The organism is Microbacterium sp. Root180 (assembly GCF_001428485.1).
GTDB lineage: Bacteria > Actinomycetota > Actinomycetes > Actinomycetales > Microbacteriaceae > Microbacterium.
Genome location: NZ_LMHS01000003.1, coordinates 930,922 through 954,051 on the forward strand (window position 1 = coordinate 930,922; position 23,130 = coordinate 954,051).

A 23,130-nucleotide genomic window follows, 5' to 3' on the forward strand; every position below is an offset into this window, starting at 1 on the left:
TGGAGAAGGCCATCGAGGGCATCTCCGACATGGGCGAGTCGCTGCGCAAGATGCAGCAGGCGATCAAGGACACCGACCAGGCACTCGCCGGCAACTGACGAAGAGCGGTGGGAGGGGGACGGACGTCCTCTTCCCACCGTCCTGTAGAAGGGGACGGCCATGGCCGACGTCTACATCAAGGTCGACCACTTGAACCGGCTGAACGGGTCGCTCAAGCAGATCATCGTCGAGTTCGAGGATGCGGAGGAGCGCACAGACGACCTCCAGGACCTCATCGGCCGGCCGGACGGCCGGGGCGGGCTGCACAAGCGCACGCACGAGTTCGAGGGCGGCTGGAACGATCGGCGCAAGCAGCTCCTCCAGAAGCTGTCCAACATCCAGGCGGCGGTCGAGTCGACCTGCGAAGGGTGGCAGGAGTTCGATCTCGAACTCTCCCGCGACCTCTCGCTGCGCGAGTCCGACGCCGACAACCTCCCCGTGCGCTGAGCAGGAACGACCGATGACGACGATCCACACCAACAGGCAGCACCGCGTCCACGTGATCGAGGGCGATGCGCAGGGCATCATCGACCGGGGCCGGGAGATCTCGCGCCTCGGCCGGCAGATGATCGGCGCCGCCGGCGTGCTCCGCGCGATCGCCGATGGGGCGGGCGAGGAACGCGGCCGCTCGATCGAGCGCATCCGTGACGAGGTCGGCGACGCTCACGAGGAGCTCGCACTCGCCGGGGAGCGCTACAAGCCCACCGGCACGGCGATGACGACCTACGGTCACGCCCTCGACGGGGTGCAGAGCAAGCTCCGTCCGCTCGTCCTCGAGATCGAGCAGGCCAAGCGCCAGCTCGAGGCCAAGATGTCGGCGGCGCAGGACGCGCAGGAGACGGCGGAGGACTCCTCCGACTACGACCCCACCGACTCCACCGCGCAGGGGACGCACGAGACCGACCGCTGGCAGGCGCGCGAGGCGGGGATCGCCGCCGGGAACGCCAAGATCCACTTCGACGGCCTGCTCGACGACTTCGACGACCAGTGGAACGCGTGGGACGAGGCGTACGACACCGCGCTCAACGCGATCGAGGACGCCACCGAGGGCAACGTCAGCGACTCGTGGACCGACAACATCGCCGACATCGTGCAGGTCATCGTCGACGTGGTCACCGTCATCGGACTGGTGGTCACGATCGCCGCTCTCGTCATCGGCGGCCCGATTCTCGCCCTCATCGCCGTCGCGCTCGCGGTCGTCGTGCTGCTGGGAACACTGCTTCTCTACGACGCCGGTCGCGCGAGCGGGGGCGACCTCGCGTGGGCCATCGTCGGCGTGCTGCCCTTCGGCCGGCTCGGCTCGCTCTTCAAGGCGGGCTCGCGCATGCAGGCGCTGAAGTTCCTGGCCGGCCCGGTCTTCGACATCGGCGACGCCATCGGCGACATCCGTCGCCTTCGCGGCGTCCGCGTCGCGGTCGAGACAATGGGGACCGGACACGGCCTCGGCAATGTCGCCCGTGCCGGTCTCGCCTCGCGCATCGCGGACACCTTCTCGGGTCTGCGCTGGGGCGACATCGGGCGGAGCACGCTGTGGGCCAACATCAACCGCGGCGGCGGCGCCTGGACGGTGAACATCGCCGACGAGTTCGCGGGCCTCTCGGCCCACCACCAGTCCGTGGTCAACGCGGTGTCGGATGCCTCGGACATCGTCGCGCGCGGCAACGAGGTCATCGACCTCCCACAGCGCCTGGCGAACCTGGGGGATTTCGGCGCGAAGGGACTGTCGTTCGGCCGGGACACGGTGGAGCTGGTCAGCGGCGCGTTCGAGCAGCCGTTCGAGCTGCCGGCCGACATCGACACCTGGCGCGAGCAGCTGGCGCGCTAGCCTGATGGTGATGGCCGAGCTCACCAGACCTGTCCCCGACTATCGGCTTCTCCTCCCCGACGGCTGGGAGCAGCTGCCCGCCGACCGAGCGGGAGTCGACGAACTGATCCGGCGGACGTCGGCGGTGTTCCGAGAGCAGCATCGCCCCGAGCTCGACGCCGAGATGCGCACCCTGCTCGAGGTCGCGTACCGGAAGATGCTGCAGGCGAAGGCTTTCGCGCTCTACCTGCAGACCTCCGCCGTCGAGACCCCCCTTCCGATGTCGATCGTGGCCTCCGTCGTGGAAGGTCAGCTGGGTGGCACCCTCGACCGGCAGGTGGCTCAGCTGTTCCGCGACAAGGGGGCGGAGTTCCTCACCGACGACCGCTCGATCCTGCGCTGGGAGGCCGATGTGGCCCAGCGCAAGGAGGTCGAGGGAGCCTCGGCCCACGTCATCGACTACCTGATCCCCGTGCCGGGCACCGAGCGGCGCCGGGCACTGCAGTTCACGACGACGATCCCGGTGCCGACCGGGGTCGACATCGACGTGCGGCCTGTCGTGGAGGGGCTCGTCCACCTCAGCGACCTGCTCATCAGCACCTTCACGTGGGAGTCCCGAGCGGCATGATCGCCTATCACCTCGACTACGACGCCGGCGCGTGGCTTCCCGTGCCCGCCGACAGCGGCGACGGATGGCCCGAGGCCGTCGTGGACCACTACCGGGCCGGCCTCGGCGACCTGACGCCGGCGCTCGAGGGCGCGCTTCGCCGCGTGGGCGAGACGGCTCTGCGTATGCGCACCGAGCTCACCGGTCATCTGCTCGTGTTCTGCCCGGTCTCCCTGGCCCCGGCCATCGGATTCCTTGGCGTCCAAGTGCTCCAGGATGCCGACACCGAGCTCGATGCGGCGGTCATGGACGACCCCGCCGCGGTCCTGCTCCCCAACGTCGAGTCGATCCACGACGAGTACTGGGGATCCGGACGCCGCGCCGCCGTCGTGACCGGATCCTCTCGCGAAGACGTGCAGGGCGGTCGGTTCAACTACGCCTTCCGCCGCGGCGACTCCCTGCTGGTCGCCACGGCCTTCGCCGACACCATCCCCTACGCCACGGTCATGCAGCCCTACGCCGACCGGCTGATCACGTCGGTGCGGCTGGAGGACGAGTGACCGATCTGCGATCCCGCGCTGTGACGGCCGCGCAGGCCCTCGGCCTCACCAGCGACGATGCTCCCCGGGCCGTCGCCCGCGGCCTGCAGGCCCCGCTGATCGCACACCTCGACTCCGGCGTCCGGGATCGGCTGGGGGCGGTCGACCGCCGCTTCGCAGCCCGCGTCGCCGCATGGGAGTCCGGCACCGAAGAGCCCCGCCGCGGGCCCCGACTCGTGACGCCCTGGCCGGACGCTGCCGGCTTTCTCGCCGTCGCCTGGGCCATGGGATCGGCCCTCGGAATGGGCCGCCTCACGGGCGGGACGGACCTCAACAGCCTGCCCGTCGTCGCCCCGACAGTCATCGTGAGCTACGCGATCGCCTTCGTGCTCTTCGCCGTCGGCGCCGGCTTCGTCCGCCGCGAACGCGAGGCCCTCCTCGCGGAGTACGAGGACTCCCGAGCGGTGACGCGCGAAACGGCACTGGGGACGAGTGCGATCTTCGCGGCGCTCTGCCTCATCGGCATGATCGTCCGCCTCTTCACCGACGACGTGTTCCCCACCGCGATCATCGCCGCGGGGGTGTCGGCCCTCGGCGTGATCGTCACCCTCCTGCTGGCGATCTCAGCGCGGCGTCTGGCCAAGGCGAGCGCGGCCGGCGGCCGCTGGATCCACCGCCCGAAAGGCACGACGCGCGGGCGTCAGCGCAACGAGGCGATGAGTGCGTCCGACGACGCCCGCGACGAAGCGGCCGAGGTGATGGAATCCGCCGCACCCGAAGCCCGGGAGGCCATCGCTGACGCATACTCGGCCGCGGTGTCCGAGGTGGCCGCGCGCCGCGTGCTCCCCGCCCAGACGGTGAAGCGGCTGACGTCTACGGATTGGATCGCCGCGCGCTACGTCGTCGAGGTGTGACTCAGGCGCTGTCGTCGCGGATCGTGTTGATGATCCCCGAGAAGTCCTGGCCAGCCCCGTCGCCGTCCGCGTACGCCCGGTAGATCTCGCGTGCGAGCATCCCCATGCGGGCCTCGACGCCGGTCGAGACGATCGCGTGCTCTGCGAGCCCGAGGTCCTTGTTCATGAGCGCGCCGGCGAAGCCCGGCTGGTAGTCGCGGTTCGCGGGACTCGTGGGCACCGGCCCCGGGACCGGGCAGTTCGTCGTGAGCGCCCAGCACTGGCCCGACGCGTTCGAGGCGACGTCGAAGAGAGCCTGATGCGAGAGGCCCAGCCGCTCGCCGAGCACGAAGGCCTCGGCGACGGCGATCTGCGACACGGCGAGGATCATGTTGTTGCAGACCTTGGCCGCCTGTCCGAGGCCGGCCCCGCCGCAGTGCACGATGCGGCGGCCCATCGCCTCGAGGATCGGGCGCGCGGCCTCGAAGTCGTCGTCGGAGCCGCCGACCATGAAGGCGAGCGTCGCGTTCTCGGCGCCGACGACCCCGCCCGAGACAGGAGCATCGAGTGATCGGTGCCCCGCCTCCTCGGCGAGCGCGTGCGCCGCACGCGCCTCGTCGACGGCGATCGTCGAGGAGTCGATGAACAGCGTGCCGGGCGCGGCCGCCGCGAGCAGCCCCTCTCCCCCGTCGACTCCGCGGTACGCGTCGAGGACCTGCCTGCCGGACTGGAACATCGTGATCACGACGTCGGCCGACGCCGCGCGGACGGCCGCGGCGCCGGAGCGCTGGACGGGCAGACCGGCAGCGGCCGCGGCATCCGTCGCTCCCGAGAAGACGTCGAACCCGACGAGCTCGTGGCCGGCGGCGGCGAGGTTGCGAGCCATCGGGAGACCCATGTGCCCGAGTCCGAGGAAGGCGATGCGCATGTCAAGCTCCCAGCAGCTGGCGGCCGATGATGACGCGCATGATCTCGTTGGTGCCCTCGAGGATCTGGTGTACGCGAAGATCGCGCACCACCTTCTCGATGCCGTACTCGTGCAGGTAGCCGTACCCGCCGTGCAGCTGGAGGGCCTCGTTCGCGACCCGGAAGCCCGCGTCGGTCGCGAAGCGCTTGGCCATCGCGCACTGCATCGACGCATCGGGGGCCTTCGCGTCGAGCGCGCCGGCGGCATCCCGCACGAGGGCGCGCGCGGCGCGCAGCTCGGTCGCCATGTCTGCCAGTGTGAAGACGACCGCCTGCTTCTCGGCCAGCGCCTCGCCGAAGGTGAAGCGCTCCTGCACGTAGCGCACCGCGCGGTCGAGGGCCCACTGGGCACCGCCGAGCGAGCACGCGGCGATGTTGATGCGGCCGCCGTCGAGGGCCGACATCGCGATCTTGAAGCCCTGACCCTCGCTGCCGAGCATGCTCGTCGCGGGAACGCGCACCTCGTCGAGGATGACCTGGCGCGTGGGCTGCGCGTTCCAGCCCATCTTCTTCTCGTTCGCGCCGAAGGACAGCCCGGCCGTCTCGGCGGGCACCAGGAAGGCGGTGACTCCGCGTGCGCCAGGCTCGCCCGTGCGCGCCATGACGATGTAGACGGATGCCGAGCCCGCGCCGGAGATGAACTGCTTGACGCCCGTCAGCACGTAGTCGTCGCCGTCGCGGATCGCGGAGGTGGTGATCGCCGCGGCGTCGGAGCCCGCGCCGGGCTCGGTGAGGCAGTAGCTGCCGAAGCCCTGCATCGACGCCAGGACGGGCAGCCACTCCCGGCGCTGCACGTCGCTGCCGTAGGTGTCGATCATCCACGCCACCATGTTGTGGATCGAGACGTAGGCCGCGATCGAGGGGTCGCCGGCGGCGAGCTCCTCGAAGATCGCCACGGCGTCGGAGCGGGAGAGACCCGTGCCCCCGACGTCCTCGCGCACGTAGATGCCGCCGAGGCCGAGCTCACCGGCCCGATGGAGCGTGTCGGCGGGGAAGGTCTTGGCCTCATCCCATTCGAGCGCGTGCGGTGCGAGCTCGGTCTGCGCGAAGTCGCGCACGGCCTCGAGGATCGCGGCGCGCTCGTCATCGGACAGAACCGGGACCGGGGTGGTGATCGTCATGGACATCGTCGCTCCTTCAGCTTCATCGCGACGCCCTCGTGAGGCATCCCGATGAAAGTCACCGTGCCGTCTTCAGCACGATGCTGATTTTACATGGACTTCCATGTATCTGCGAGGGGTTCGGAACATTCCCTCACAGCGCGCGGAGCGAAGTGCCCGCAGAACCTGCGCCCACCCAATCGGCGACCTCGACCGGGATATCCCAGAGCGGCTCCGACGGATCGGGGGCGACGGGGCCCGTCGCGCGATAGCCGCGCGGGAGGTCGTCGACGAGCTGTCGATCCCGTGGACCCCCGCGCAGGAGAAAGGCCATGCGGTGCACGCTACGCGCGATCGATCCCGTGCGCAGGGCGGTTGCGCACCACAGGTTGAGCGGCTAACGGGCGGTGAGGCCGTGAGCGGGCTAGGCACCGCGCCTGCCTGGCCTTAGGTTTGCGAGGAGGGGCCGCCGGTGGCCGGGAGGGAGGGACCCCATGCCGTTTCGCAGTCAGCAGACGCTCGAGCTCTGGCTCGAGGAGTTCCGCTCGCTCGGGTACACGATCGCGGGGACGATCAAGGTCATGCAGCAGGACGGCGGCGACGGCGACGACACCGGTCTCGTCGGCGTGCGGCTGGCCAACGCGGAGACGGTGACCTATGTCCAGCCGGAGGCGCCGTACTCCCCGAAATGGGTCGTCACGATGGAGGCGCGCGAGCAGCCGGTCGTGCTCGACTCGGTCGAGCTGCTGAACCTCGCTGCGGAGCTTTCGGTGGTCTCGGCGCTGTGCGCATTTCTGCAGGCGAAGTCCGCAGCGTATCTCGACCGCGACACGGTCTGAGTCCGGGCTCGGCCCTCAGAGCCGGCCGCGCTCGACCGTCGCCGACGTGAGCGATTCCAGCAGCGCCGTGAAGGTGTCGGACTCCCGTTCGTCGATCTCGTCGACGCCGAGGTCGAAGTCGTTGTCGAACCGCGACAGCTGCGACCACGGCTCCTCGTCGAGGTCGACCGTGACCGAGATGCGGTTCACCCGGCGATCGTCGGGGTCGACATCACGCCGGACCATCCCGCGATCGACGAGCCGATCGATGAGCGCGGTGATGCCCGCGGAGGTGATCCCGAGGTGCTCGCGAAGCTGCGTCGGGCGGATGCCGGGATTCCCGGCGATGTGCAGAAGGGCCTTGGCATCGCCTTCGCCCAGACCGAGCTCGCGGCGTGCGACGGTCAGTGCATCGGTGCGCGCCTGGACGTAGACCTGCAGGGCGGCGCGGACGCGGGAAGGGCCGGTGCGCATGCGGACCCCCTTCTTGTCGGGCACGAACAGGGACAGCATACCCGATATTTAGATGAGTGAATGATTAGATTATTTATCTAACTTAGTGAACTACCGGTACAGTGAGGGTACCGACGAAACCATGAAGGAGGGACGTATGGGACAGCTCTACTACGGCGACACCGCAGAGCCGATCGACATCCCCGATCGCCTGCTCGCCCACCTCAAGGTCGTGATCACGACCAAGCTGCGTCGCGCCGAGAGCTTCACGCTCACGTGGCGCCACCACGACGGCGACGCCGCAGGCCGCTCTTCGCTCTGGCTGCAGGAGTCCATCCCGCTGCGCTTCGTGTTCGAGTCCGCCGAGGCAGAACAGCTCGACGCCGGGGCCCTGCAGGACATGGCGCACCGCGCCTCCTCCTCCAGCGGACTGACCGTCGACTTCGATGACCTCCCCGCCGAACGCGGAATCGCGAGTCTCGCGACCGTCGCCTGACAGGCAGGACCAAAAGAAGCGGCCGCGGCGTATGCCGCGGCCCCTTCCTCATTCATCCGCTCAGCGCATCGGGAAGCAGGGGTGCTTCGGGCCCGTGCGGTCCTGCTTCTGAACCAGGACCGCCACCGAACGTGCGGGCACCGTCACCGTGCCGGTCGCGGCATCCCAGGTCGTCTTCTTCACCACGGCGTCAGAGCCCCGGGACTGCGCGGGCGTGAGCGCGAAGGTGCGTCCGGCAAGCGTCGACACCTTCTGCGTCGTGGCCGCGGGTGAGGCGTTGAACACCACCAGCGCCCCCGCCAGAGCCGGGTCGACGTCCGCGCCGACGCGGTCGTCGATGAGCATCACGATGACGCCGGGCGACGCAGCCGGTCCACTGTTCGGGAAGGTGACCTTCTGCTGGATCAGCTTCGCCGACCCGAGCTGCAGGAGGCCCACCTCTTCGCGCACGCGGAGCAGATCGAGAGCGGATGCCTCGGCCTTCGCGATGTCGGAAGCGCCGGGCTTGAGCGCCGGGTTCTCGAGGAGCGGCTTCATGAACGACCACTTCTCGGCGTTGTCGGATTCCCGCGGCAGGCCCGACCCGAAGGTCGACTCCTTTCCGGTCCAGTCGATGCGGTTGAACCAGTCACCCGAGTTGTAGCTGTTGCGATCCAGGGACTTGGAGCGCAGCAGCTCGGTGCCCGCGTGCCAGAACGATGGAGTCTGCGAGAACGTCGTCGTCGCGAGCGACAGCGTGTTCATGCGGACCCGGTCAGACATCGAGGTGTCGACCGGCAGCTTGAAGATCTGGTGGTCGAACAGCGTCTCGTTGTCGTGCGCATCGACGTACGTGATCACCTCATCGGGCTGGTCGGCGTAGCCGGCCGGTGAGCCGTTGTAGTCGAACTCGTCGCCGGCCTTCACCGTGCCGTCGGCGGCCGTCATCGTGAAGTCCCGCAGATTTCCGGCGAGACCGAGCTTGACCAGGTCGGTCTTGCGAGCGAGGTCGCCGGCCGCATCGCCCGGCACGTCCGGCCGCCCGTTCGGGTCGGTGAACAGGCCGGTTCCGTAGCCCTGGTAGAAGATCGACGAGCCGTCGACGGGGCTGCCGCCGTGGACGGCGTCGCGCAGCCGGTCGCTGAACGTGCCGATGCCCGTGCCGCCGAGCTGCCCCTGCGTGGCCTGCTCGAAGAGGGCGTTGTTCGCGACCTCGCCGAAGTTCCAGCCCTCGCCGTACAGATAGATCGCCTTGCCGTTCACGCCGTCGTTCTTGAGGGTGAGCTTGTCGAGCGCAGCGCGGATCTCGAGCATGTTCTGCTTCGAGTGATGCCCCATGAGATCGAAGCGGAAGCCGTCGACCTTGTACTCGCTCGCCCACAGCACGACCGAGTCGACCATGAGCTTCTGCGCGACCTCGTGCTCGGTCGCCACGTTCTGGCAGCACGTGGAGGTCTCGACGTTGCCCGCGAGATTGAGGCGGTGGTAGTACCCGGGCACGACCTGGTCGAGCACGGACTTGTCGCCCTGACCCGACTGGGCGGTGTGGTTGTACACCTCGTCGAGCACGACCTGCAGCCCGAGCCCGTGCAGGGCGCCGACCATCTCACGGAACTCGTGCACCCGGGCGCCGCCTTCCGGGTCGACCGCGTACGAGCCCTCGGGTGCCGAGTAGTGGTACGGGTCGTAGCCCCAGTTGAAGCCGTCCTCGTCGGCGACCGCCTCGATGCACGCCTGCTGCTCGGTGCCTGCGGGGCCGTACGACTCGAGGTCGCAGTCCGGCACCGCCTGCGCCGAACGGTCCTCCTCGATCGACGCGATGTCGAATGTGGGGAGCAGGTGCACGGTGTTGATGCCCGCGTCCACGAGCTGGCGCAGCTGCTTCGTGCCGTCGCTCTTGCGCGTGAACGCGCGGTAGGTGCCGCGCTCGTCGGCCGGGACGCTCTCGTCGGTGATCGAGAAGTCGCGCACGTGCAGTTCGTAGATCGCCCGGTCGACGGATCGCTTCACGACGGGGGCCTTCGTCTTCTCCCACTGCTTCGGCTTCCAAGCCTTGTCGTCGAGGTCGATCGCGACGGAGCGCTGCGAGTTGGTCGTCAGGGCGACCGAGTACGGGTCGGTCACGAGGTTCTTCTCGATCTCACCCGTGGACGGTGCGTACACGACGACCTCCCACAGGTACTCGTCGCCCGTCAGGGACTTCGCACCCTTCACCGTCCAGATTCCGGATGCCTCGTCCCACATCGCCTCGTGACGCTGCGGGTCTCCCCCGGCGCCCGCCTCCCAGGTGAGGAGCGTCGCCGACTGCGCGGTCGGCGCCCACAGACGGAACGTCGGCTTCTTCTTCGAGAAGGTCACGCCGAGTTCGGCGTCGGCGACCGCGTCTGCGTACAGGTCGTCGAGCACGCCCGGCAGCTGAACGCCGGTGTAGGCCCGCAGCGCACCCGCGGCATCGCGCTGCGACACCATGAGCTGACCCTTCAGCAGGGTGGCGGCATCCGCATCCTCTACGCGCAGCGCGGTGAAGCCGGCAAGCGCGGGGAAGCGCTCCTTCTGCGCCGCGGTGAGCCCGCCGTCGATGCGCGTCAGGTCGTACGCGTCGCCGCCGGTGATCTCTCCGTTCGCCTGCGCGAGGGATGCCTCGTCCGACGCGTGCAGCTGCCACGTCGCGTCCGCGGCCGCAGAGCCGAGGTCGGCCGGCCACGCGATCGTCTCGGCGTCGATCCAGTGCGCACGGAGCTCGCCCGTCCCCGCGACGGGCGGGTCGCTCGCCGTGACCGTCAGCACATGAGTCTCGATGTTGTACCGGAAGGTGACGACCTTGCCCAGGCTGGCGCTGAAGCTGATGTTCGGGCCGTTCGAGACGCCGCCTGCGCCGTAGTTCTCATCCCACGACAGGTCGTGGGCGACCTTGACGTCGTACGAGCCGGTGGGCAGGTCATCGGTCGTGTACTGGAACACGCCGTCGCCGTTCTGGTCGAACATCATCGTCGCGAGGCACTCGGGCTGCCAGTCCCCCGGGCAGCCGAGCTCGCTCTGCAGCGAGCCGGGGAGCGTGATCTCGTCGCCGTCGGCGGTGGACCAGATGTTCTTCGTGCGGGGGTCGAAGTAGAACGTGATCTCGCCGCCGTCGTGGTTCAGCACGATGTCGGACCCGCCCGGGGAGCCGCCTGCGCCGTAGTTCTCGTCCCACGACTTCTCGACCGCGATCTTGTAGGCGTAGTCGCCGGCGGGGAGGTCGTCGACGTGGAGGCGCCAGATGGTGCCGTTCACGAGCTCCATCTGCACGTCCGCGCAGCCGGGCTGCCAGTCGGCGGGGCATCCGACCTCGCTGTTGAAGCTGCCCGTTACGCTGACGAACTCGTACTCGGTGGGGTCCTGGGGCTCGGGCTCCGCCGGCTCCTCGGGCTCCTCCGGCTCTTCGGGAATCGTCGTGCTCACGCGGTTGCCCACCGACGCGTAGGTCGAGCCGGCGGAGCGGTTGCCTGCGGCATCCGTGGACACCGCCCGGTACTCGACGAGCGTGCCCGCCGCGAGGCCGGCCGTGTCGTGGAAGACGCGGGGCGTGGTGTCCTCGGCGGTGCCCAGGGCGTGCCACTCGTCGTCGCCGACCACGCGCCACGCGAAGCTCGTCTCGGACCACACGCCGTCGGCGACGTCGGCATCCACGGGCGCGACGCCGGTGACGCCCGCTCCAGCCTCGGGGACGGTGACGGCGAGGTCGCCGGCCTGTGCGGGCGCGGTGACCTTCTTGTCGGCGGTGAACACGACCGCCGACAGCGCGGGGACGGTCACCGATCCGATGCCGGCGGAGTCGGTCGTGAAGGCCTGGCCGCCGCCGTACAGCGGGGCGAACGACGCGCCGCTCGTCAGAGTCGGGATCGAGACCGTGCGGGCGGAGGTCGCATTGTTCGTCGCGACGAGGTACTCGACCTGGTCGACGCGGTCGACGCGGCTGAACGCGTAGACGCCGGCCGCGGCATCCTCCACGAAGCGCTCGATCTGCGCGCCGGTCGCCAGGGCGGGGTGACTCGCGCGCAGCTCGGCGAGCCCCGCGATGTGCTCGTAGAGCGGGGCGTCGGTGTCGTACCGGTCGGCCTGGCCGAGCTGCCCGCCCGTGACGAGCGGCTGGTTCGCGTACTCCGCGGTCTGAGTGGCGAAGAGGCTCTGGCGGGCATCCTTGTCGCCGCCACTGCCCGCGAAGCCCTGCTCGTCGCCGTAGTAGACGACCGGCTGACCGCGCGTGAGGTACATGAGCTCGTGGGCGAGCTCGTCGCGCTGCTGCGCGTCGGCGCCGGCGAGGAAGTACCCGACGCGGCCCATGTCGTGGTTGCCGAGGAAGGTCGGCAGCGCGGTGGCCGACGAGTCGGGCGTCGTGTACATGTCGTCACCGGCGAACAGCGTGCGCAGGCCGCTCGGCTTGCCGCCGGCCCCCGTGCCCTTGGCGTACGCGGTGGCTGCGCTCTGGAAGGTGAAGTCGAGCACCGAGTTCATGTCGGAGTTTCGAACGTACGGCGAGAGCTTCGCCGGATCGGCGTCGTACACCTCGCCGAACATGAAGAACTCGTCCTTGCCCTGGGCGTGGGCGTAGTCGAGCACCTCGGTCGACCACTTCTCCCAGAACTCGAAGTTCACGTGCTTGGCGGTGTCGATGCGGAAGCCGTCGATCCCCAGGTCCACCCAGTCCTGGTAGACGTCGACGAAGCCGTCGACGACGGTCGGATGCTCCGTCATGAGGTCGTCGAGACCCACGAAGTCGCCGAAGGTCACCGACTCGCCGGCCCAGGTCGAGTCGCCCCGGTTGTGGTACAGCGTCGGGTCGTTCAGCCACGCCGGCACCTTGACGTCCTGGTCGGCGTCGGCGATCACCGGCGTGTACGGGAAGCTCGTCGCGGGATCGAGGGCGGGGAAGGAGTCGGTGCCGGCGAAGGTCGCCGGGTCGAAGGCCGTGCCGCTCGCGTCGCGGTACGGTTCGGCCTCCTTCGTGATGTAGGTCTGCGCGCCCTCCGCGTAGGAGATCACGTCGGCCGTGTGGTTCGTGATGATGTCGAAGTACACCTTGATGTCGCGGTCGTGCGCGTCGGCGATGAGCGCCTCGAGCTCGGCGTTCGTGCCGAGGTGCGGGTCGATCTGGGTGAAGTCGGTGATCCAGTAGCCGTGGTAGCCGGCGCTGGCGTCCGCTCCCGCACCCTGGACCGGACGGTTCTTGAAGCTCGGGGTCAGCCAGATCGCGGTCGTGCCCAGACCCTCGATGTAGTCGAGCTTGTCGCGCAGGCCCGCGAGGTCGCCGCCCTGGTAGAACCCCTTGTCGGTCGGGTCGAAGCCGTTCGCCATGCGGTCGCCGGCGATGCCCGCGGTGTCGTTGGACGGGTCGCCGTTGGCGAAGCGGTCGGTCATGACGAAGTAGAACTGCTCGTCGCTGCCGGCCTGACGGACCGGGTCGGCCACGAGGGCGTCGTCGGCCGCGGTGTAGTCGCCGTCGAGCGCGACCGGCTCGAGCCCGACGCGCTTGGTGTTGTCGTCGAACACGAAGCGGAGCGTCGCCGGACCGGCGATCGTCAGCGGGATGTTGTCGCCGCCGCCGTTCAGGCCATAAGACTCGGTCCAGGCATCGTCGAGGGCGACCTTGTACTCGTACGAGCCGGCCGGCACGTCGAACTCAGCCGCGTAGACGCCGGCCGTGCCCGTCTGGGCGAGATCGGTGGCGTTGCAGTCCGGCTGCCAGTCCCCGGGGCACCCCAGTTCGCTCTGCAGACTGCCGACGAGGGCGACCGTGCGCTCCGCTGCGGAAGCGGGGGCGACGGCGATCACACCCCCGGTGAGGACGACGGCCGCCGCGGTGAGGAGGGCGGCGGAACGGCGGACACGTGCTGTTGTCGACTTCGACAAGGGGACTCCTGGGGAGGAATGGCACGACGACGTGCCGGGATGCAGTGTGCCGCTGACGCTAGCAAGGGTGACGCCGAATCTGCAAGCGCTTACATCGTGAGAAAGCGCTCATCTTCGCGGGACGGCGCGCGGAGGCATCCGCTTTCCGTTCCCGCTGCCGCAACCGCTTGCAGTGGGTGCCGCGCCGCCCCGCGCCGCCCCGCGCCGTCCCCTCGTTCCGTTTGTGCGGGCGAATGCACGAAATTCACACCGCTCGGCCGCCCATACGCCCGCACAAACGGATGCTGGCAGGCGGGGCGGGCGATGGGCGTCAGCCGCGCTCCTCGGCCGTCGCGTACGTCGAGCGCTGCTCGATCACGGCGAGGGTGCACCGGGAGATGCAGACGAGCTTGCCGGCGTCGTCCGTGAGGCGGATCTCCCACACGTGCGACCGGCGGCCGATCGCCGCGGGCGTCGCGGTACCCGTCACCCAGCCCGAGAACATCGGCCGGATGTGGTTCGCGTTGATCTCCTGGCCGACGACGTGGAATCTCTCGCGGTCCACCGCGAGGTATCCCGCCCATGAGGCGAGGGTCTCGGCGAGCGCCACCGAGGCACCGCCGTGGAGCACCCCCGCCGGCTGGACGGTCCTCGCGTCGACCGGCATCCGCCCGACCAGGGCGTCGTCGCGCAGTTCGACGATCTCGATGCCGAGATTCTCGATGAGCGTGCCCGACGCCATCGTCGCGAGGTCGATCGCGGCGACGTCCCCGAACCAGAGGCTCACTCCGCGGCCTCCTCCGCGCGCTCGGCAGCCTCGACGACGGCCGCGTCGGGCACGTAGCCCTCGATGTGCCGCTCGTCGGGGCCGTTGTACTCCGACAACGGGCGGATGAGCGCATTGGAGGAGAGCTGCTCCATGATGTGCGCGGTCCATCCGGTGACACGCGCCGCGACGAACAGCGGCGTGAAGGTGAGGGTGTCGAAGCCGATGAGGTTGTACGCGGGACCGGACGGGTAGTCGAGGTTCGGGTAGATGCCCTTGCGCTCGACGAACTGCGACTCGAGGGCGTCGTACAGCGCGGCGACGTCGGGCCGGTCGTAGTGCTCGACGAGGGTGTCGAGCGCCGCCCTCATCGTCGGCACACGCGAATCGCCGCGCTTGTAGACACGATGGCCGAAGCCCATGATCTTGCGCTTCTGCGCGAGCGCCTCGTCGAGCCACGGGCCGACGTTCTCGGCCGTGCCGATCTCGTCGAAGATGTGCAGCACCGCCTCGTTGGCGCCGCCGTGAAGCGGACCCTTGAGGGCGCCGATCGCCCCGACGACGGCCGAGTACAGGTCGCTGAGCGTCGAGGTGATGACCCGGGCCGTGAAGGTCGACGCGTTGAAGGAGTGCTCGGCGTACAGGACCATCGAGCGGTTGAAGGCGTCGACGACCACGTCGTCGGCCTCCTCGCCGAAGGTCATCCACAGGAAGTTGGCCGAGTAGTCGAGGTCGTCGCGCGGCGCGATCGGCTGCTGCCCGCGACGGCGGCGCTGGCCGTAGGCGACGATCGCCGGCAGGACGGCGAACAGTCGGATGCTGCGCGCCAGGTTCTCCTCGGCGCTGCCGCTGGCGTCGAGCACCGAGCCGGAGCCCGCGAGATCACGGGCGCCGATCAGGCTGACCGCCGTGCGCACCTCGTCCATGGGGTGGGCGTCGACCGGCACGAGGTCGATCGCGGCGCGCACGTCGGCGGGAAGCGAGCGATAGGCGCGCTCGGTCGCGCGCAGGTGCTGGAGCTGCACATCGGTGGGCAGCTCGCCGTGCCACAGCAGGTACGCCACGGCCTCGAACGGCTGCGTCGCAGCCAGCTCCTGCACCGGATAACCCCGGTAGAGGAGGGAGTTGGTCTCGGGGTTGACCTTCGAGACCGCCGTGTAGTCCACGACGACCCCGGCGAGACCCTTCTTGATGTCGGTCATGTTCATGCTCCTTCGCGGTCAGCGCTGGATCTGGAAGTTGAAGACGTTCTGGTCGAAGTGGTTGTACTGCTCGTAGTCGATCAGATCGTAGAGATCGGCGCGATGCTGCATCTCGCCGAGCTTCGACGTGAGGTGGCCGTCCTCGATCAGGGTGTCGAGGGCCCGGGATGCCGCCCCCATCGCGATCCGCAGCAGCGAGACCGGCCAGATCACGATGTTGACACCCACGCTCTGCAGCTGGTCGACGCTGAAGAGCTCCGACTTCCCGAACTCGGTCATGTTCGCGAGGATCGGCACGTCGACGGCCGCGCGGATCGCGGCGAACTCCTCGAGCGTGCGCATGGCCTCGGGGAAGATGGCGTCGGCCCCGGCATCCACCAGCGCCTTCGCACGGTCGATCGCGGCATCCATTCCCTCGACGGCGCGGATGTCGGTGCGCGCCATGATGAGGAAGTTCGGGTCGCGGCGGGCGTCGGCGGCGGCGCGGATGCGCTTGATCGCGGTGTCCTCGTCGACGACGGACTTGCCGTCGAGGTGGCCGCACCGCTTGGGGTTGATCTGGTCCTCGATGTGCGTGCCGGCAAGGCCCGCGTCCTCGAGGGTCTGGATCGTGCGTGCGACGTTCATCGGCTCGCCGAAGCCGGTGTCGGCGTCGATGATGGCGGGGAGGTCGGTCATGCGGGCGATCTGCTGCCCGCGGGCGGCGACCTCGCTGAGGGTGGTCAGGCCGATGTCGGGAAGGCCGAGGTCGGCCGACAGCACCGCCCCGGAGATGTAGACGCCCTCGAAGCCCTTGCGCTCGATGAGCCGGGCGCTCAGCGGATTGAAGGCGCCCGGGAACCGCAGCAGCTCGCCCGAGGCGAGCCGTTCGCGGAACGCCCGGCGCTTCTCGTGGGCGGGCACGGTCGAGTACAGCATCAGAACAGGCCCTTCGGGGCGGGGGCCGCGGCGAGGACGCCGAATTCCGCCGCGATCGTGAGCTGCTGCACCTCTTCGGCCGACAGCTCCGGGAGGCGTTCGGCGAGCCCGAGGAAGCGCTCGATCTCGTCCTCCGAGAGCACGGGCCCCGCCAGCAGGCGGAACTTGCGCACGTAGTCCTCGCGGGCGAACGGCCGGGCCCCGAGCGGGTGGGCGTCGGCGACGGCGATCTCGTCTTCGACGGTCTCGCCGTTCGCCAGCTGGATGACCACACGGCCGCCGAAGGCCTTCTCGTTCGGGTCCTCCGAGTGATAGCGGCGCGTCCACTCCGCGTCCTCGGCGGTCGTGATCTTGTGCCACAGCGCGACGGTGTCCTCGCGGCGCGCGCGCTCGGGCGTGTACGACTCGACGTGATGCCAGCCGCCGTCCTGCAGCGCGACGGCGAAGATGTACGGGATCGAGTGATCGAGCGTCTCCCGCGACGCGGTCGGGTCGTACTTCTGCGGGTCGTTCGCGCCCGAGCCGATCACGTAGTGCGTGTGGTGCGAGGTGTGCAGCACGATCGACTCCACGTTCGCCGGGTCGATGAGCTCGGGGTGCTCGCCGTGGAGCTTGCGGGCGAGGTCGATCCACGCCTGCGCCTGATACTCGGCCGAATGCTCCTTCGTGTAGGAGTCGAGGATGCCGCGCTTGGCCTCGCCCGCGGCGGGCAGCGGCACGTCGTACGCGGCATCCGGTCCGTCGAGCATCCAGGCGATCACGCCGTCCTCACCCTCGTAGATGGGACTGGGCGAGGTCTCGCCACGCATCGCGCGGTCCACCGCCTCGACCGCCATCTTCCCGGCGAACGCGGGGGCGTGCGCCTTCCAGGTCGAGATCTCGCCCTTGCGGGACTGGCGGGTCGCGGTGGTGGTGTGCAGCGCCTGGCCGACGGCCTGGTAGATCGTCTCGACATCGAGGCCGAGGAGCGTCCCGATGCCCGCGGCCGCCGAAGGGCCGAGGTGGGCGACGTGGTCGATCTTGTGCTTGTGCAGGCAGATCGCGCGCACCAGGTCGATCTGGATCTCGTAGCCGGTCGCCAGCCCGCGAACGAGGGCGGCGCCGTCGGATCCGACGTGCTGCGCGACCGCGAGGATCGGCGGGATGTTGTCGCCCGGGTGCGAGTAGTCCGCCGCCAGGAACGTGTCGTGGTAGTCGAGCTCGCGCACCGCCACGCCGTTCGCCCACGCCGCCCACTCCGGCGACGTGCGGCGGTCGAGGGCGCAGCCGAACACGGTGGCGCCCGCACCGCCGACCGAGACGGCGTGGTCGAGGGCCTGCTGGCGAGCGGCGCTCACGGGCGCACGGGTGAGGGATGCCGCGGCCACCGCCGCGTTGTCGATGACGCGGTTGATGATCATGTCGACGACGTCCGGCTCGACCGCGACCGGATCGGCGGCGACCTCGGCGATGTGCCAGGCGAGCTGGCCCTCGCGCGCGAGGTTCTCGTCGCTGCGGTGGACACGGAGGTGGTGGGTGACGGTCATGATCGTCCTATCTCAGTGATTCGAGGATGTTCGAGAGCGCGTTGTGGAGGTGCACATGCGTGGCGTGCGCCGCCAGGTCGGCGTCGCGCGCGGCGATGGCAGACGCGATGAGGCGGTGCTCGGCGACGGATGCCGCGAGCCTGTCGGGGTTGTCGCGCGCGAGCCGGCGCACGCGGACGAGGTGGGTGCGGACGGTGCGCAGTGCAGCCGTGAGGTAGTCGTTGGCGACGGAGCCGTCCAGCTCGCGGTCGAACCGGGCGATGAGGCCGTAGTACGCGTCGAGGCCGTCGGATCCGATGAGGTCGGCCGTCGCGAACTCGCGCTCCAGCTCGGCGAAGGCCGCAGCATCCCCCCGCTCCGCGGCGAGGCGCGCAGCGGACTCCTCGAGCGCGCGGCGCACCTCGAAGATCTCCCGGATGTCGTCGGCGTCGATCGGGGTGACCACGGTCACGCGGGGCGACTGCTGGGCGACGAGACCGTCGGCGGCGAGCCGGCCGAGGGCTTCGCGCAGTGGTGTGCGGCTCACGCCGAGGCGTGTGGCCTGCTCGACCTCGCCGAGCACGGCGCCCGGCGGCAGTGCGCCGTCCTGGATCTCGTCGAGGAGGGTCGCGTAGGCGCGGTCGCTTGCTCGCACGTCGCACCTCCTCGTTCCGGACCGTCGCCATTGTATACACAAACTGTCCTTTGCGGCACTTCAGGAGGGTCCTGGCTTCTATTCGTATACATAAGGCGCGGAGATGAGCCGCCACCGTAAGGATTCCGTTCGGATTCTTCAGGAATTTGTGAAATCGGCGTAGGGTCCGGAGCATGACCACCGTCATCCGCACCCACGGCCTCACCAAGCACTACGGGCGCGTCCACGCTCTGGACGGACTCGACCTCGAGGTCGAGGAGGGACAGATCCACGGATTCCTCGGTCCGAACGGGGCGGGGAAGTCCACTGCGATCCGCGTGCTGCTGGGCCTCGCGCGCAAGACCGGGGGCGCGGCATCCGTCTTCGGCGGCGACCCGTGGCGCGACGCCGTCGCCCTGCACCGGCGCATCGCGTACGTGCCGGGCGACGTGAGCGTGTGGCCGAATCTCTCGGGAGGCGAGGCGATCGACCTCCTGGCGCGTCTGCGCGGGGCGGCCCGCCACGGCGACGCCTACCGGGCCGAGAAGGAGCGCCTGTCGGAGGCCTTCCAGTTCGATCCGCGCAAGAAGGGCCGCGCCTATTCGAAAGGCAACCGCCAGAAGGTCGCGCTCATCGCCGCGCTCTCGGTCCCCGCCGACCTGTACATCCTCGACGAGCCCACGAGCGGGCTCGACCCGCTCATGGAGGTCATGTTCCGGCGCGAGATCGCGCGGGTGCGCGCGGCGGGGGCGACCGTGCTGCTCTCGAGCCACATCCTCTCCGAGGTCGAGCAGCTCTGCGACCGGGTGTCGATCATCCGGGCGGGGCGCGTCGTCGAGACGGGCACGCTGGCGGAACTGCGGCACCTCACGCGCACGGAGATCTCGTTCGAGGGGACGAATGCCGCGACCGCGGCGGGGATCGAAGGGGCCCACGACGCGGTGGCCGAGGACGGCCGCGTGCGGTTCACCGTCGACAGCGACGCGGTGGCCGGCATCCTGCCCGAGCTGTCCCGGCGGAACGTCGCGGGCCTGCGCATCGCGCCGCCCTCGCTCGAGGAGCTCTTCCTGCGCCACTACGGCGACGACCTCGCCGCGATGGAGGGGAACGGGCGATGAGCCGCTTCCTCGCCCTGCTCGGCCAGCGGCTGCGCCGGGACTGGCTGCAGGTGGTGCTGTGGACGGTGGGGACAGCGCTGCTGGCGTACTCGTCCTACGTCGGCGTGGCCGGCACGTACGGCAGCGAGCAGGACCGCACCTCGCTCCTCGCGGCCGCATTGGCGAACCCCGTGATCCTGCTGTTCCGCGGCCTGCCGTCCGGGGCGGACGAGGGCGCGTTCATGGTGTTCCTGATCTTCCCGTGGCTCGCGATCCTCGCCGCGTTCATGAGCACGTTCCTCGCCGTACGGCACACCCGCGGTGACGAGGAAGCCGGCCGCGCGGAGCTCGTCGCCGCCACGCCTGCCGCGCGCAGCCTGCCGATCGTCGCGACGGCGGTGCACGGGGTGCTCGCGAACCTGCTGCTCGCCGCGCTGACCGCCGGGGCGTTCCTCGCGGTCGGGCTCGACGCCGAAGGCTCGCTGCTGGCGGGCGCCGCGGCGGGCGCCGTCGGCGTGGTGTTCCTCGGCGTGGGGCTCTTCGCGGCTCAGCTCATGCGCACCTCGCGCGGAGCGAACAGCGTGGCGGTGTGGACGGTCATGGCGACCTTCGTCCTCGCCGGCATCGGCAACGCGATCGGCACGCCGTCGGACGACCTCACGAGCATGGAGAGCTCATGGCTCGCGTGGCTCTCGCCGTTCGGGTGGGGCGAGAACACGCGTGCCTTCGATGAGAACCTGTGGTGGCCGGCATTCCTGTGCCTCGGGGTCGGCATCGCCCTCGCCGCGACGTCGATCGCACTCTCGTCGGTGCGCGACCTCGGCGGCAGCTTCGTCGCCGAGCGCCTCGGCCGGGGCGCGGCATCCGCCGCCCTTTCGACGCCGATCGCGCTCGTGTGGCGCCTGACGCGCGGGGCCGTGCTGGGCTGGGCGGTGGGCGGGCTGCTCACCGGCATGCTGTCGACCTCGCTCGCCTCGATCGTGCAGGAGGTCGGCGCGCAGAACCCCGCAGTCGAGGAGATCCTGCGGCAGATCTCCGGCGAAGGGAGCATCGAGCAGGGCACCGTGACGACGTTCTTCACGATGCTCGGCGTGCTCGCCGCCTGCTGCGCCGTGCAGATCGTGTGCCGCGCGCGGCAGGAGGAGGCCCACGGCACCGCCGAGCCGCTCCTGGCCGCCCCGGTCGGCCGCGTGCGCTGGCTGGGCGATTATCTCGTCGTGGCGCTGGTCGGGATCGTGCTCGTGATCGCCGCGGCGATCGGCGGGGCGGCGATCGGCATCGCCGGGCAGGACGGCGAGTGGGACCTCATGACCACGGTGCTCGTCACCGGCGCGGGGCAGGTGGCCGCGGCATCCGTCTTCCTCGTCGTGACCGCGCTCGCCTTCGTGCTCGTGCCGCGCCTCACGATCCCGCTCGGCTGGACGCTCGTGCTGGTGGCGATGGTGCTGGGGCTGTTCGGGCCGCTGTTCGGATTCCCCGAATGGCTCGTGCACCTCTCCCCCATCGCCGTCACGCCGACGATCGATGGGAACGACGTGGACCTGCGGGGCCTGTGGTGGCTGGTCCTGGCCGCAGGGGTCGGGGCCGCGGCATCCCTCGCCCTCATGCGCCGGCGCGAGCTGACGGCGGCGGGCTAGGGGCGGCCATGGCGGAGCACCCCGGGACCGGAGCCGCCGAGCAGGCGGCCGCGCTGCTGACCGCGGCGGGCATGGCGCGCATGCCGGCCCGCGTGATGATGGCCCTCGTCGGCTCGCCCGACGAGGGCTACACCGCCGCCGAGCTCGCCGAACGCCTCGGGGTCTCGCCCGCGGCGGTGTCGGGAGCGGTGCGGTACCTCGTCTCGATGCGCCTGATCCAGCGGGTGTCGCGCCCCGGCGAGCGCCGCGACCGCTACGACCTCGTCGACGACGCGTGGTCGGGGATGATCACCGCGAACGCTCCGATGTACGCGGCCCTGGCCGCCGCGATGGACGACATCGCCGACGACAACGCCGACGCGCCGCTGTCGGCGGCTCGCGCCCACGACGTCGCCGACTTCCTGCGCTACCTCGCGGAGCGGATGCCGCGCCTGGCCGACGAGTGGCGTGCGCAGCGCGAGACGGACCGCGGGTAGCCTTGCCCGAGTGACTGACGCCTCCCACTACACCGTGGCCACCGACGGCGCCTGCAAGGGCAACCCCGGACCGGCCGGCTGGGCATGGGTCGGCGAGGACGGGCACTGGGCCGCAGGATCCGTTCCCGTCGGCACCAACAACATCGGCGAGCTGCTGGGGCTGCTCAAGGCCATCGAGGACCACCCCGGCGTCGAGCACCTCGTGGTGCAGGCGGACTCGAAGTACGCCATCGACACGTACACGAAGTGGATGGACGGGCACCGCCGCCGCGGCTGGAAGACCTCGACCGGCGCTCCGACGAAGAACGTGGACATCCTCGAGCAGCTCATCTCCGCCCGCGACGCGCGGCGCGCGGCAGGGCTCCCCGACGTGGTGCTCGAGCACGTGCGCGGCCACTCCGGCCACGTGCTCAACGCGTGGGCGGACGAGCGGGCCGTGCGGGCATCGGAGCACGCCGCCAAGGGCGTCGAGAGCGCGTGGTCGTCCCTCGGCTCGCACGACCCGATCGACGTCTCGGCCGCCCCGAAGAACGGCCGCTGAGGCTCGGCGCCCGCCCGTTCTCCGGAGATCTGCACTTCTGCGGAGGCATCCGCCGCTCTCCGTCCGGAGATGCGCCGATCTCCGCAGAAGCGGCGGAGGGCACGCCGAGTCAGGCTCCCGCGTCGGCGAGCTTCTCCTCGAGGGCGTCGAGCGCAGGGCGCTGGCCCTTCACGAGCTTGGCGCGGGCGTCGGGGAGCGGCATCCACTCGGCCCTGTCGACTTCGGGGAACGACGCCGTCCTCCCCGACCGGGGCGGCCACTCGAGCTCGAACTCGCCGAACGTGAGATCGCCCGGGTCGAACGCCCGGCCGTCGACGACGAAGACCGTGATCCGCTTGCCGGACGAGTACGACCACGTTCCGAGCTCCGCGTAGGGCTCGGGCGGCGGGGCGACGCCGAGCCCTCGTCGAATTCGCGCAGTGCGGCCTCGAGCGCCGACTCCGTGTCGGGGTCGTACTCGCCCTTGGGCACCGACCACGCCCCCTCATCCTTCGAGGCCCAGTACGGGCCGCCCATGTGCGCGATGAACACCTCGGCCCCGGCATCGGTCACGCGATACAGCAGCAGTCCCGCACTGTGCACCGGCATGTCGACCTCCTCGTGAGCACAACGTCGGCGATCCGTGCGGAGTCCGGCCGCTTCGTGGTCCCGTGATACGAGGCTAGGCCGGACCGCCGACCCTGTGCTCGGTGCGGGCCGATGCTGCTCCTCCACGTCCAGCCATGGCGCGGCCGTGCGGGCGGTGTCATAGTTGCTGCACAGCCGTCGGACGGTCGAAATCCGGCGGCGACG

At 70.1% G+C, this 23,130-nt stretch carries 21 protein-coding genes and 1 pseudogene; 11 read left to right on the forward strand and 11 right to left on the reverse strand.

What is annotated here, in order from left to right:
* The first annotated feature begins 159 nt into the window (after window positions 1–159).
* Genes ASD93_RS11825 through ASD93_RS11845 form a run of 5 tightly spaced genes read left to right on the forward strand, consistent with a single transcriptional unit; the run spans window position 160 to window position 3,903 of the window.
* Window positions 160–486: a hypothetical protein gene (locus ASD93_RS11825; RefSeq protein ID WP_056122657.1), complete on the forward strand. Its 327-nt coding sequence runs from the start codon at window positions 160–162 to the stop codon at window positions 484–486.
* A 13-nt stretch (window positions 487–499) separates the two neighbouring features.
* Complete coding sequence (locus tag ASD93_RS11830; RefSeq protein WP_056122660.1) at window positions 500–1,864, forward strand: hypothetical protein; 1,365 nt, start codon at window positions 500–502, stop codon at window positions 1,862–1,864.
* Window positions 1,865–1,874: 10 nt separating this feature from the next.
* Window positions 1,875–2,471 carry a hypothetical protein gene (locus ASD93_RS11835; RefSeq protein WP_056122662.1) on the forward strand — a complete coding sequence of 199 codons (597 nt, stop codon included), beginning with the start codon at window positions 1,875–1,877 and terminating at the stop codon, window positions 2,469–2,471.
* Window positions 2,450–3,010, forward strand: a complete 561-nt coding sequence (locus tag ASD93_RS11840) for a hypothetical protein (protein ID WP_056122665.1) — start codon at window positions 2,450–2,452, stop codon at window positions 3,008–3,010. Before ASD93_RS11835 ends, ASD93_RS11840 begins: the two co-directional genes overlap by 22 nt.
* The gene (locus tag ASD93_RS11845; protein WP_056122669.1) at window positions 3,007–3,903 is read left to right on the forward strand and encodes a hypothetical protein; all 897 of its coding nucleotides are present in this window, start codon (window positions 3,007–3,009) and stop codon (window positions 3,901–3,903) included. Before ASD93_RS11840 ends, ASD93_RS11845 begins: the two co-directional genes overlap by 4 nt.
* Before the next feature lies 1 nt (window position 3,904).
* Here the strand turns inward: ASD93_RS11845 and mmsB are convergent, their stop codons facing one another.
* From mmsB to ASD93_RS11860, 3 genes are all read right to left on the reverse strand, one after another.
* Complete coding sequence (gene mmsB, locus ASD93_RS11850) at window positions 3,905–4,810, reverse strand: 3-hydroxyisobutyrate dehydrogenase (RefSeq protein WP_056122672.1); 906 nt, start codon at window positions 4,808–4,810, stop codon at window positions 3,905–3,907.
* Between the two features lies 1 nt (window position 4,811).
* Window positions 4,812–5,975, reverse strand: a complete 1,164-nt coding sequence (locus tag ASD93_RS11855; RefSeq protein WP_056122675.1) for an acyl-CoA dehydrogenase family protein — start codon at window positions 5,973–5,975, stop codon at window positions 4,812–4,814.
* A gap of 127 nt (window positions 5,976–6,102) precedes the next feature.
* Window positions 6,103–6,282 (reverse strand): hypothetical protein, encoded by a 180-nt coding sequence (locus ASD93_RS11860; protein WP_056122677.1) that lies wholly within the window; start codon window positions 6,280–6,282, stop codon window positions 6,103–6,105.
* 160 nt (window positions 6,283–6,442) lie between these two features.
* Between ASD93_RS11860 and ASD93_RS11865 the strand changes: the two genes are divergently transcribed.
* Window positions 6,443–6,787 (forward strand): hypothetical protein, encoded by a 345-nt coding sequence (locus ASD93_RS11865; RefSeq protein WP_056122680.1) that lies wholly within the window; start codon window positions 6,443–6,445, stop codon window positions 6,785–6,787.
* A gap of 15 nt (window positions 6,788–6,802) precedes the next feature.
* On the opposite strand, the gene ASD93_RS11870 is transcribed toward ASD93_RS11865, so the two are convergent.
* On the reverse strand, window positions 6,803–7,279 hold the full coding sequence (locus tag ASD93_RS11870; RefSeq protein WP_235566947.1) for a MarR family transcriptional regulator: 477 nt from the start codon (window positions 7,277–7,279) through the stop codon (window positions 6,803–6,805).
* A gap of 97 nt (window positions 7,280–7,376) precedes the next feature.
* Here ASD93_RS11870 and ASD93_RS11875 point away from each other — a divergent pair, with 97 nt between their 5' ends.
* The gene (locus ASD93_RS11875) at window positions 7,377–7,715 is read left to right on the forward strand and encodes a hypothetical protein (protein ID WP_056122683.1); all 339 of its coding nucleotides are present in this window, start codon (window positions 7,377–7,379) and stop codon (window positions 7,713–7,715) included.
* A 60-nt stretch (window positions 7,716–7,775) separates the two neighbouring features.
* Here ASD93_RS11875 and pulA read toward each other — a convergent pair whose 3' ends face one another.
* The 6 genes from pulA to ASD93_RS11905 all read right to left on the reverse strand — a co-directional run bounded on the left by pulA (window position 7,776) and on the right by ASD93_RS11905 (window position 18,608).
* On the reverse strand, window positions 7,776–13,583 hold the full coding sequence (gene pulA, locus ASD93_RS11880; protein WP_056122686.1) for a pullulanase-type alpha-1,6-glucosidase: 5,808 nt from the start codon (window positions 13,581–13,583) through the stop codon (window positions 7,776–7,778).
* Window positions 13,584–13,893: 310 nt separating this feature from the next.
* A complete protein-coding gene (locus ASD93_RS11885; protein ID WP_082569305.1) occupies window positions 13,894–14,349 on the reverse strand; it encodes a hotdog fold thioesterase in 456 nt (151 codons plus the stop codon).
* Window positions 14,346–15,536 carry a bifunctional 2-methylcitrate synthase/citrate synthase gene (locus tag ASD93_RS11890; RefSeq protein WP_056122688.1) on the reverse strand — a complete coding sequence of 397 codons (1,191 nt, stop codon included), beginning with the start codon at window positions 15,534–15,536 and terminating at the stop codon, window positions 14,346–14,348. The genes ASD93_RS11885 and ASD93_RS11890 overlap by 4 nt, the downstream gene beginning before the upstream one ends.
* A 12-nt stretch (window positions 15,537–15,548) precedes the next feature.
* On the reverse strand, window positions 15,549–16,448 hold the full coding sequence (prpB, locus tag ASD93_RS11895; protein WP_056122692.1) for a methylisocitrate lyase: 900 nt from the start codon (window positions 16,446–16,448) through the stop codon (window positions 15,549–15,551).
* Entirely contained in the window at window positions 16,448–17,974 is a 1,527-nt protein-coding gene (locus ASD93_RS11900; RefSeq protein WP_056122695.1) for an MmgE/PrpD family protein, read from the reverse strand. The genes prpB and ASD93_RS11900 overlap by 1 nt, the downstream gene beginning before the upstream one ends.
* A gap of 7 nt (window positions 17,975–17,981) precedes the next feature.
* Window positions 17,982–18,608, reverse strand: coding sequence for a GntR family transcriptional regulator (locus ASD93_RS11905; RefSeq protein WP_056122698.1), 627 nt, complete (start codon window positions 18,606–18,608; stop codon window positions 17,982–17,984).
* A gap of 173 nt (window positions 18,609–18,781) precedes the next feature.
* On the opposite strand from ASD93_RS11905, the gene ASD93_RS11910 reads away from it, so the two are divergent.
* The 4 genes from ASD93_RS11910 to ASD93_RS11925 are packed head-to-tail and all read left to right on the forward strand — an operon-like array spanning window position 18,782 to window position 22,338.
* Complete coding sequence (locus ASD93_RS11910) at window positions 18,782–19,705, forward strand: ABC transporter ATP-binding protein (protein ID WP_056122701.1); 924 nt, start codon at window positions 18,782–18,784, stop codon at window positions 19,703–19,705.
* Window positions 19,702–21,321 (forward strand): ABC transporter permease, encoded by a 1,620-nt coding sequence (locus tag ASD93_RS11915; protein WP_056122705.1) that lies wholly within the window; start codon window positions 19,702–19,704, stop codon window positions 21,319–21,321. Before ASD93_RS11910 ends, ASD93_RS11915 begins: the two co-directional genes overlap by 4 nt.
* Before the next feature lie 8 nt (window positions 21,322–21,329).
* Window positions 21,330–21,797 carry a GbsR/MarR family transcriptional regulator gene (locus tag ASD93_RS11920; protein ID WP_056122707.1) on the forward strand — a complete coding sequence of 156 codons (468 nt, stop codon included), beginning with the start codon at window positions 21,330–21,332 and terminating at the stop codon, window positions 21,795–21,797.
* Window positions 21,798–21,807: 10 nt separating this feature from the next.
* Entirely contained in the window at window positions 21,808–22,338 is a 531-nt protein-coding gene (locus tag ASD93_RS11925) for a ribonuclease H family protein (RefSeq protein ID WP_056122710.1), read from the forward strand.
* A gap of 109 nt (window positions 22,339–22,447) precedes the next feature.
* On the opposite strand, the pseudogene ASD93_RS11930 reads toward ASD93_RS11925, so the two are convergent.
* A pseudogene (locus ASD93_RS11930) lies at window positions 22,448–22,926 on the reverse strand (NUDIX domain-containing protein).
* Window positions 22,927–23,130 lie beyond the last annotated feature (204 nt).